The following is a 1,310-nucleotide window of genomic DNA, read 5'->3' as shown; positions in this document are numbered from 1 at the left end:
ATTCAGGGAGTTATAGTCATGACTAAAGTCATCAGAAACGGCACCATCGTGACCGCCGATCTGACTTACAAGGCCGATGTGCTGATCGAAAACGGGGTAATAACCCAGATCGGCCAGAGCCTCAAAGGCGATGAGGAACTGGACGCCACCGGCTGTTTTGTGATGCCGGGCGGGATCGATCCGCATACACATCTGGAGATGCCCTTCATGGGGACCTATTCTTCGGATGATTTTGAGAGCGGCACCCGTGCCGGGCTCGCGGGCGGCACCACCATGGTGGTGGATTTTGCACTGCCCAATCCGGGTGAGAGCCTGCTGGATGCACTGAAACGCTGGGACAACAAATCGACCCGCGCCAATTGCGATTACTCCTTCCACATGGCTGTGACATGGTGGGGTGAGCAGGTCTTTGACGACATCAAGACCGTGATCCAGGAGCGCGGCATCAATACCTTCAAGCACTTCATGGCCTATAAGGGCGCGCTGATGGTGAATGATGACGAGCTGTATTCCTCATTCCAGCGGCTGGCAGAGCTGGGGGGCATTGCCATGGTGCATGCGGAAAACGGCGATGTGGTGGCGGAGCTATCGGCCAAACTGCTGGCACAAGGCAATACCGGCCCTGAGGCGCACGCCTATTCCCGCCCGCCGCAGGTTGAGGGCGAGGCCACCAACCGCGCCATCATGATTGCCGACATGGCGGGCGTGCCGCTGTACGTCGTGCACACCTCCTGCGAGGATAGCCATGAGGCCATCCGCCGCGCCCGGATGCAGGGCAAGCGGGTCTGGGGCGAGCCGCTTATCCAGCATTTGACCTTGGATGAGAGCGAGTATTTTAACAAGGACTGGGACCACGCTGCCCGCCGGGTGATGTCGCCGCCGTTCCGCAACAAGCAGCATCAGGACAGCCTGTGGGCCGGTCTGCAGTCGGGCTCTCTGTCAGTTGTGGCTACCGATCACTGCGCCTTTACCACAGAGCAAAAGCGGACAGGTGTAGGGGATTTCACCAAGATCCCGAACGGCACCGGCGGGCTGGAGGACCGGATGCCGATGCTGTGGACCCATGGCGTTGAAACGGGCCGGATCACCCCGAACGAATTTGTCGCCGTCACCTCAACCAACATTGCCAAGATCCTGAATTGTTACCCGAAAAAGGGTGCAGTTCTGGTAGGCGCAGATGCCGACCTGGTGGTCTGGGACCCGACAAAGACCAAGACGATCTCCGCCGCCAGCCAGCAGTCCTCGATCGACTACAACGTGTTCGAGGGGCATGAGGTGAAGGGCCTGCCGCGCTTTACCCTGACCCGCGG

1 protein-coding gene is annotated in these 1,310 nt (G+C 59.6%); it reads left to right on the top strand.

The genetic code is table 11. The features are described 5' to 3' along the window. Window positions 1–18 precede the first annotated feature (18 nt). The coding region (gene hydA, locus A2I95_RS38885) for a dihydropyrimidinase (RefSeq protein WP_291737723.1) at window positions 19–1,310 on the top strand (1,292 nt) is incomplete at its 3' end.

It is taken from the genome of Leisingera sp. F5 (assembly GCF_001593695.1).
Note: the sequence above shows the minus strand (reverse complement) of the source record. Positions and strands in the feature narration are given on the sequence as shown.